Source organism: Candidatus Thioglobus sp. (genome assembly GCF_029243085.1).
GTDB lineage: Bacteria > Pseudomonadota > Gammaproteobacteria > PS1 > Pseudothioglobaceae > Thioglobus_A.
Map to the genome: position 1 here is coordinate 1 of NZ_JAQWSS010000102.1, position 8,029 is coordinate 8,029.

10 protein-coding genes and 1 tRNA gene are annotated in these 8,029 nt (G+C 39.3%); 6 read left to right on the top strand and 5 right to left on the bottom strand.

Annotated elements, in window-relative coordinates:
* Window positions 1-402: 402 nt before the first annotated feature.
* From P8M52_RS05860 to P8M52_RS05875, 4 genes are read right to left on the bottom strand one after another with little or no spacing between them, the layout of a single operon-like run.
* The gene (locus P8M52_RS05860) at window positions 403-960 is read right to left on the bottom strand and encodes a YecA family protein (protein WP_300308689.1); all 558 of its coding nucleotides are present in this window, start codon (window positions 958-960) and stop codon (window positions 403-405) included.
* Complete coding sequence (locus P8M52_RS05865) at window positions 957-1,919, bottom strand: aspartate carbamoyltransferase catalytic subunit (protein ID WP_300308692.1); 963 nt, start codon at window positions 1,917-1,919, stop codon at window positions 957-959. The genes P8M52_RS05860 and P8M52_RS05865 overlap by 4 nt, the downstream gene beginning before the upstream one ends.
* Window positions 1,916-2,335, bottom strand: a complete 420-nt coding sequence (gene ruvX, locus P8M52_RS05870) for a Holliday junction resolvase RuvX (RefSeq protein ID WP_300308695.1) — start codon at window positions 2,333-2,335, stop codon at window positions 1,916-1,918. The genes P8M52_RS05865 and ruvX overlap by 4 nt, the downstream gene beginning before the upstream one ends.
* Complete coding sequence (locus P8M52_RS05875) at window positions 2,332-3,525, bottom strand: lytic murein transglycosylase (protein ID WP_300308698.1); 1,194 nt, start codon at window positions 3,523-3,525, stop codon at window positions 2,332-2,334. The genes ruvX and P8M52_RS05875 overlap by 4 nt, the downstream gene beginning before the upstream one ends.
* A gap of 12 nt (window positions 3,526-3,537) precedes the next feature.
* Between P8M52_RS05875 and P8M52_RS05880 the strand changes: the two genes are divergently transcribed.
* Genes P8M52_RS05880 through crcB form a run of 3 tightly spaced genes read left to right on the top strand, consistent with a single transcriptional unit; the run spans window position 3,538 to window position 6,106 of the window.
* Window positions 3,538-4,479: an FAD:protein FMN transferase gene (locus P8M52_RS05880; protein ID WP_300308701.1), complete on the top strand. Its 942-nt coding sequence runs from the start codon at window positions 3,538-3,540 to the stop codon at window positions 4,477-4,479.
* Window positions 4,476-5,717 carry a replication-associated recombination protein A gene (locus tag P8M52_RS05885; RefSeq protein WP_300308704.1) on the top strand — a complete coding sequence of 414 codons (1,242 nt, stop codon included), beginning with the start codon at window positions 4,476-4,478 and terminating at the stop codon, window positions 5,715-5,717. Before P8M52_RS05880 ends, P8M52_RS05885 begins: the two co-directional genes overlap by 4 nt.
* Window positions 5,714-6,106 carry a fluoride efflux transporter CrcB gene (gene crcB, locus P8M52_RS05890; RefSeq protein WP_300308707.1) on the top strand — a complete coding sequence of 131 codons (393 nt, stop codon included), beginning with the start codon at window positions 5,714-5,716 and terminating at the stop codon, window positions 6,104-6,106. Before P8M52_RS05885 ends, crcB begins: the two co-directional genes overlap by 4 nt.
* Here crcB and gshB read toward each other — a convergent pair.
* Window positions 6,103-7,053 carry a glutathione synthase gene (gene gshB, locus P8M52_RS05895; protein WP_300308709.1) on the bottom strand — a complete coding sequence of 317 codons (951 nt, stop codon included), beginning with the start codon at window positions 7,051-7,053 and terminating at the stop codon, window positions 6,103-6,105. The genes crcB and gshB overlap by 4 nt on opposite strands.
* A gap of 90 nt (window positions 7,054-7,143) precedes the next feature.
* Between gshB and P8M52_RS05900 the strand changes: the two genes are divergently transcribed.
* The 3 genes from P8M52_RS05900 to rimP all read left to right on the top strand — a co-directional run.
* Window positions 7,144-7,428, top strand: a complete 285-nt coding sequence (locus P8M52_RS05900; RefSeq protein WP_300308711.1) for a hypothetical protein — start codon at window positions 7,144-7,146, stop codon at window positions 7,426-7,428.
* 69 nt (window positions 7,429-7,497) lie between these two features.
* Window positions 7,498-7,574 (top strand) — tRNA-Met (locus P8M52_RS05905).
* 235 nt (window positions 7,575-7,809) lie between these two features.
* Window positions 7,810-8,029 (top strand): ribosome maturation factor RimP (rimP, locus tag P8M52_RS05910; protein WP_300308714.1); only part of this gene is annotated, 220 nt, incomplete at its 3' end.

The following is an 8,029-nucleotide window of genomic DNA, read 5'->3' on the forward strand; positions in this document are numbered from 1 at the left end:
ATGGCTGATTAACCTGATTTGAGATTTCGTAACCAATAGACCCTTGTCCTTCGATTATCTGTAAATCATTATATGGAGAAATATATATTTTCCCATCTTTGGTTTTTATATAACTTCCATACAAAACACCCCTATAACCTATGGTATAATTATATTTAGAAGATCATTATTCTCTCCCCCGAGATATATGTAATGATTTTCTATTAGGTAGTCGTTTTTTTTATTCTCCTCAAGTTTAGTTAGGCGGCTACCTCCTCCTCAAGATTTAATCCCCTTATGGGTGTGCCATGATATACACTTGCAACAGCTTTGCAACACTATCATTAGGGCATAATTTTATAATATTGTTATATTAACAGCACTTAAAGTAATTAAACGCCTGTAATAGCGACATTAGTGTGACTAATGCAGTGTTTCTGGACTGATATAGTCTTGCTTAGAAGGCTGCAAGGTTTCCTGTATTAACAAGACTCCCATGCGCACAAACTCGATAATCTCGTTCAGATCTTGTGCATTTTGCTCGTTATCAATCAAATCTGCATCAAGCTGAGATATTTCCGAAATATCTTTGATTAATTCGAGCGCCTCTTCATCAGTAGTAGAGATTTTTTGTAAGCCTAGACCAACTAAGTAGCCTTGGCACCATTCAATTAGCGTATTTGCCTGCTCACCCAATCTTGATTCTTCATCAGCAATTAACGGTTGAAAATCTAGAGTCTCATCATTAAGTTGAGACAGGGTTTCATTAAAAATTAGTGCCAACTCCTCGTGGGCTAATTTTTCACTAAGATTGTTTAAATCAATACTGACCAGGATTTCATTTAGCCAATCATCCAAACCGAGATCAGGCTTAACACAAGCAAAGCCACATAGAATTCCGTGTGCACTGGAAACGGTATCGTCAGTGTTAAGCGCATGTAACGTTGATTTTAAATTGTCGTAGATTAGAATGCTGTTCATGAATTTTTAGCCAAAATTTGCATTACCGCCATACGTATAGCAATACCATTGGTTACCTGTTGTAAAATAATAGACTGATCGCAATCTGCAACCGTAGAATCAATTTCAACACCGCGATTGATCGGGCCTGGATGCATGACAATAGCATCCTTTTTGGCTAATTTTAGGCGTTCAGAGGTGAGCCCATAATTCTCAAAATATTCTTGCTCGTTAGGGATCTCTGCTTCCAGCATGCGTTCTTTTTGCAAGCGTAATACCATTATGACGTCACAATCTTTGAGCCCTAAGTCCATATCAGAAAAACATCTGACAGTGTCACAACGCTCTGACTCATGTTGTAGTGCTTTTGGGGCAATAAGACGAATGTCTGTAACTCCAAGTGTTTTGAGCGCATGAATGTCTGAGTGAGCCACTCTTGAGTGGGTAATGTCACCAACAATAGCTACTGATAAATCTTTAAAATTTGGCTTGTGTTGGTGAATGCTGAGCATATCAAGCAAAGCCTGAGTCGGATGAGCATTAGTGCCATCTCCGGCATTAAGAATTGAAACGCCTTTTAAGTGTTGCGCCACATGATGTGGCAGTCCAGATTGTTTATGACGAATAACAAACATATCAATTTGCATAGCTTTAAGCGTATGCATGGTATCCATCAGCGCTTCATTTTTCTTTAAAGCAGAATTTGCTAAATCTACGTTGATAACATTGGCACTATTGCGCATGGCAGCAATTTCAAAAGTGTTTCTTGTTCGCGTTGAAGGCTCAAAAAATAAATTAGCAACCGACATATCATCCAAGGCCTTGGATTTTTTTAAGTTGCCATTGTTGTCAAGTAGGTTGCTAGCCTTATCTAAGATATCAAGTAGTTGAGATTTGGGCAGGCCTTCAAGGCCTAACAGATGGATCAACTTACCTGATTCATCTAGCTGAACGTGGTTGCTAATCAGGTTTTGTTTCATAAATCTTCTAACCAAGTTTGTAATATTAAAGCTGCTGAAAGTTTATCAACCTCAGCACGGTTTGCGTTCTTATGATGATGATTATATTTTAGTTGTTTTTTGGCCTCATTGGATGATAAATACTCATCAACAAAAACTGTTTTTATGTCATAACGCGCACTCAGCTTTCTGCCAAATGATCTGGCGATGAAAGTCATTTCTTGTTCCTGACCATTTTTATCGTAAGGTATTCCGACGACAAACAAACTAACTGCGTGTTGATTAATAATTGCATCAAAATCATTCCAGTTGGTAGCACCATTTTTATGATGTGAAACGATATCAATACCATTGGCTTGTTGAGTTAAGCTGTTGGCTATTGCCACACCTGTGCGTTTAGTGCCAACATCAAAGCCAAGGTAAGTATCTATGTTCATTGTAATTGTTGCAGAAGTTGATAGCCCACATAGCCATCAATTGGCAAATGGTTGTCTTGTTGATATTGGCGCGTTGCTTTGCGTGTTTTTGGACCAGATATACCATCTGGCTCTCCAGCATCATGTCCAAGGTTATTTAGTTGAGTTTGAATCAAATGAACGTCATCACGACTAAGTGAAGGTTCCTTGATTGGAGTTGCATAAAGCTGATCAGCACCTGCTAGCCGGTCCGACAAATGGCCAACAGATAGGGCGTATAGAATAGATTGGTTCCAGCGCAAGATAGCGCGAAAATTACGATACACTAAAAATGCTGGCCCTTGATAGCCCATAGGCAATATTAATGAAGCCTTAAGATCGGAGACTGGCAGATTGCTATCCTGTGCTGTTCGCACACCTAATGATCGCCATTCATTAACGGTTTTTTTGATTTGTAAATTAGCATGTTGGTACTTGAAGTTCTGCGGAATACTGACTTCACGCCCCCAACGCTCACCTCGGTGCCATCCAATTTTTTGTAAAAAATTAGCAGCACTTGCAAAGGTGTCTTGTGTGTTGTTCCATAGGTCAATCTCACCATCTTGATTAGCATCAACTCCATAGGCTGCTACATTAGTAGGCATAAATTGGACATTGCCCATGGCGCCAGCCCAAGATCCATTGGCTTCAGGTGGGATTTTTCCTTCATCAATAAGTTTAAGTAAGGCTAGCAGTTGTTTAGTAAAAAAAGCACGTCGACGCTGATCATAACTTAGCGTAGCTAATGACCTTACCAAATTTAAGCTGCCAGTATTGTTGCCATAATTAGTCTCCAAGCCCCAAAATGCCACAATGATATGTGGAGGAACGCCGTAGCGTTGATAGTTCTTTTGTAAAGTCTGCTGATGAAGTTTGAGTTTTTGAGCGCCATATTTAAGGCGATATGCGCTTACTCGAGAGCCTAAATAACGCCAAAAATTTTGGCTAAATTCGGCCTGAGTTCGATCAAATTTAATCACTTTTTCATTGGGTGTTAGTGCAGATAAAGTCTGATCAAGTGTTGTATTGGAAATACCTTCATTGAGTGCTTGATGACGAATATCTAATAGAAATTCTTCAAAACTTTGGGTCTCAGGCATATTATTATGCGCTAGGGTATCATTGGCATGAGCCCAGCCAGAGAGTAGTAAACAAATAATCAATCTAAACATGACAAAATTATAATGCCTAAGTTAGTCGTTTTTTTTCTCTTTTTAAGTCTAAGTAGTTGTGATCAGGGGCAGGCCATTAATCAATTTACTGGCAAAACCATGGGGACAACCTATACAATTAAAAGTCAGGGTGGTCAGGTTAACCGACTGCAGATTGAAGAGCGCCTTAAACAAATTAACCAAATTTTTTCTAGCTGGGATAAGCACTCAGAATTATCCCAAGTGAATAACGCCTCAATACATCGTCCTATATTGCTTTCAACTGAGTTGTCTCAAGTGTTGAACGATTCAATTCGTGTACATCAACAAACTGATGGTTTTTTTGACCCAGGTCTCGGCAGGTTGATAGATATTTGGGGGTTTGGCGTCACCAAAGTTATTGAAAAACCTAATAGAGCAATGGTATCTCAGGCATTGAAAAGTTCTTCAATTAATCTAGCCACACTAAATGGCCAGTATTTTATTAAACAAGCAGATATTCATATTAATCTATCAGCAATTGCAAAGGGTTATGCAGTAGATGAGGTGACTAAATTGCTGGTAAACCAAGGCGTGCAGCGATTTATGATAGAGATTGGGGGCGAGGTCAAAACTAGAGGCAGTTGGACCATTGGTATTGAAACACCAGACGGACAAACCCCTATTAGTATTGAACTTGAAAATGAGTCGATTGCCACGTCGGGTAATTATCGTCAATATTTTATTTGGGAAGGGAAGCGTTATGCACATATTCTTAACCCGTTTACTGGCCTGCCAGATAACAGCGATTTGTTTTCTGTAAGTGTTATTCATCAAAGTAATGCTTTGGCTGATGCTTATGCAACTGCCATGATAGCTATGAGCAGTAAAAAAGCAATCAAATTTGCGCAGCGATTAAAGTTGAAAGCAGTATTGATATTGAATAGAGTGGATAAACAAAATTCTTCAAACAATATAATAAAATTAGGATTATGAAACCACTTGCTGAAATATTAAGACCTGATAGTTTAGAGATGTTCTGCTCACAAGGTCACTTATTAAATGAGACCCACCCGTTAAAACAGGCAATCAGCAACAAGCAGCTGCATTCTATGATTTTATGGGGTCCATCTGGTGTTGGAAAGACCACTTTAGCCCGCATCATGTGCAAACAAGCTCAAGGCTATTTTGTGCAATTAAGTGCAGTGCTGGATGGTGTAAAGGAGTTGCGGGTAGTTATTGAGAATGCTAAAAAATATCAAAAAATCGACCAGTCAACCGTATTATTTGTAGACGAAATTCATCGATTTAATAAAGCGCAACAGGACGCTTTTTTACCTCATATTGAGTCTGGTCTGATTACATTAATAGGCGCTACTACCGAAAACCCATCGTTTGAATTAAATCGAGCATTGCTTTCACGTGTGAGTGTTTATGTATTGGAAGCACTTGATGAGGCTGGACTAATGCAAATATTGCGACGCTGTCTTAGTTATTTAGATTTAGAAATAAATCAATCTGCCAGAAAAAAAATTATTGCTAATAGCGGTGGCGATGCGCGCCGATTGATTAATATCGTTGAAAAAATTGACCAAGCTAAACTAAGACAATTAGATGAGCAAAGTATCGCGCAGTTTTTGCAGGATAAGGTGGCAAGTTTTGATAAAGGTGGTGATATTTTTTATCAGCAACTATCGGCGTTTCACAAATCAGTGCGTGGCTCTTCTCCTGATGGTGCGCTTTATTGGATGGCAAGAATGCTAGTAGGCGGTTGTGATCCAAAAACCATTGCTAGGCGATTACTTGCTATTGCATCAGAAGACATTGGCAATGCTGATCCTAGAGCGTTAGAAATAACACTCAATGCATGGGACGTATATGAGCGTGTTGGCGATAAAGAGGGTAATCGAGCCATTGCGCAAGCGGCAGTATATTGTGCTGTTGCTCCAAAATCTAATGCTCTGTATAAGGCATTTAATCAGGCACTGAGTGAAGCAAAGCAAACCAGTGACTTGTCAGTGCCTCTACATTTGTGCAATGCGCCAAGTCAACTCATGGGAGAGCTGGGCTATGGTGAGGGTTATCGTTATGCTAATGATGAGGTAGATGCGATTAGTTATGGCCAGACTTATTTCCCAAAATCATTAGGTGAGCAACGCTATTATCATCCTGCTAACCGAGGGCTCGAAATTAAAATTTCAGAAAAGCTTAAAAATATAAGAGGAAAATCATGACCGTATTTCCAACCATCTTAGCCATTGGTGCAGGTGCCACAATTGGCGCCAGTATGCGTTATTATTTGACTCAATTTATGAATTCTACCATGGGTTCAACTTTTCCGTATGGCACCTTAAGTGTCAATATTATCGGTTCATTCTTGGCAGGTGTTTTGGTGGTAGTTGTGCTGGAGAAAGTCGCGCTGCATGAGGTATATAGGTTGATGCTGCTTATTGGCTTAACAGGCTCTTTAACAACTATGTCAACCTTGTCTTGGGAGTCAGTAGAGATGATTAGCTTAGGACACTATGGACAGGCAGGCATCAATATCTTGCTCAATGTGCTTTTATCATTATCAGCAGCCGGCCTAGGTGCTGTGTTAACCCGATATCTATTTTCTAATTAGTCTAAAGCCTGTTCAATGGCGTCAAATAACACACCTGCAATATTTAAATTAAATTGCTCATCTAGCTCGCGAATGCAAGTTGGACTGGTGACATTAATCTCGGTAATATAATTACCAATAACATCTAAGCCAACAAACATTAAGCCTTTGGCTCGTAATGTCGGGGCGATTTGCTCACATAGATAGCGATCTCTATCAGTTAACGGTTGACCAACACCCGTAGCGCCGGCCGCTAGATTTCCCTTAAAGCTACCCTTGGCAGGCATGCGCGCTAAGGCATAATCAATAGGTTGGCCGTTAATTAACAAGATGCGTTTGTCGCCTTGAGATATCTCTGGCAAGAATTCTTGAGCCATAATGGGCGTAGTGTTTTGATGCGTGAGATATTTAAGTACTTCATTAATATTGTCATCATGATGCTCTAATTTAAAGATGTCTTTGCCGCCCATGCCGTCAAGTGGCTTAACCACACAGATACCCTGCATTTTAATAAAGCTTTTAATCTGGTCTTGATTGCTGCTTACGAATGTTTTTGCAATACAATGTGGAAAATTTAGAGCAAAGAGTTTTTCGTTGGCATCACGTAAAGATTGGGGCTTGTTAACCACTAATACCCCCTTGTTTTCCGCTTGTTCTAGAAAATAAGTGGCATAGATGTAGTTCATATTAAAAGGTGGATCTTTTCGCATCAAGATGACATCAAAGTGCTCAAGCGGTAACGTAAGTTCAGGGCCTTTTTCATACCAGTGTTCGGCATGATCAAATACAAGAGTTTTAGTGCAGATTGTCATGGCTTGATCGGCATCAGAAAACATGTCGGGCGAGTCAAATGTGTATATTTCCCAATTACGCCTAGTTGCTTCTAACATCATTGCTAAAGATGAATCTTTATGGGGTTTGATGTTGTTAATGTCATCCATTAACACTGCGATTTTAATTGTATTCATGGTGTTATTATAGGTTATCCGTGCGTAGTTTGTTATTGCTTGACTTAAGTGTCCGATAAACTATAATGGAAATTGAGGAGAGACAAAAACTTGGCGTACACAACCCTAACTTTAAAAAATCCAAAAACTCAAGAGACTAGAATTGCTCCAGTAGGATATTCTTGGACATCGTTGTGCCTGTTCTTTTGCCCTGCAATTTATCGTCGCGATTGGAAGTCTTTTGCCTTGATGCTCCCCTTATGTATATTAACTTTAGGACTTGCCAATATTGTATTTTTTTTTACTTACAATCAGCTTTACGTTAAGCATTTGCTTTCTCAAGGATACATAATAACGATTCATGGCGTGGGCGGTGTGCGCCAGTCTAATTTGTAAAATTATGCTAGATAGGTAAAAATAAACTAGACAAGCAAGCAATAACAGAGTATCATCTCGCCACTTTAGTGCGGGGTGGAGCAGTTCGGTAGCTCGTCGGGCTCATAACCCGAAGGTCATAGGTTCAAATCCTGTCCCCGCTACCAAATTAAGTCTTTTTTGGTTTTTTATGATCATTAAAGCAAGCAAAGACCACATTTTTAGGGGGTTTTTGTTATGTAGAAAAAAACGATTAGCAAGAATTAGGCAGTAGGCGCCTCTATGTAAATAGGCAAATACCTCGGTAGTTTAGGCAGGTTTTTGTTATGTTTAGAAAGTTCACGGTAGATACCTATAAAAGGATTTTACTATGCAAACAAAGGTTAAAAAGAAGCAAGATAAATGGCAAAAATAACAGAAAAAATTACTAATTTGATTAGCCCTGTACTTGAAGATATGGGTTATGAATTAGTGGGCGTAGAATATGCTGCTGGTGGCAAGCATACTATTTTGCGAGTTTTCATTGATACAGATAATGGTATTGGTATTGATGATTGTGAAAAAGTATCACACCAATTAAGTGCCATTTTTGATGTAGAAGACCCAATTGCAAGCCAATACA

Coding starts and splice junctions, on each gene's coding strand:
- P8M52_RS05880 (WP_300308701.1), top strand. CDS start 3,538: ATGCCTAAGTTAGTCGTTTTTTTTCTCTTTTTAAGTCTAAGTAGTTGT.
- P8M52_RS05875 (WP_300308698.1), bottom strand. CDS start 3,525: ATGTTTAGATTGATTATTTGTTTACTACTCTCTGGCTGGGCTCATGCC.
- crcB (WP_300308707.1), top strand. CDS start 5,714: ATGACCGTATTTCCAACCATCTTAGCCATTGGTGCAGGTGCCACAATT.
- P8M52_RS05860 (WP_300308689.1), bottom strand. CDS start 960: ATGAACAGCATTCTAATCTACGACAATTTAAAATCAACGTTACATGCG.
- ruvX (WP_300308695.1), bottom strand. CDS start 2,335: ATGAACATAGATACTTACCTTGGCTTTGATGTTGGCACTAAACGCACA.
- P8M52_RS05865 (WP_300308692.1), bottom strand. CDS start 1,919: ATGAAACAAAACCTGATTAGCAACCACGTTCAGCTAGATGAATCAGGT.
- P8M52_RS05885 (WP_300308704.1), top strand. CDS start 4,476: ATGAAACCACTTGCTGAAATATTAAGACCTGATAGTTTAGAGATGTTC.
- gshB (WP_300308709.1), bottom strand. CDS start 7,053: ATGAATACAATTAAAATCGCAGTGTTAATGGATGACATTAACAACATC.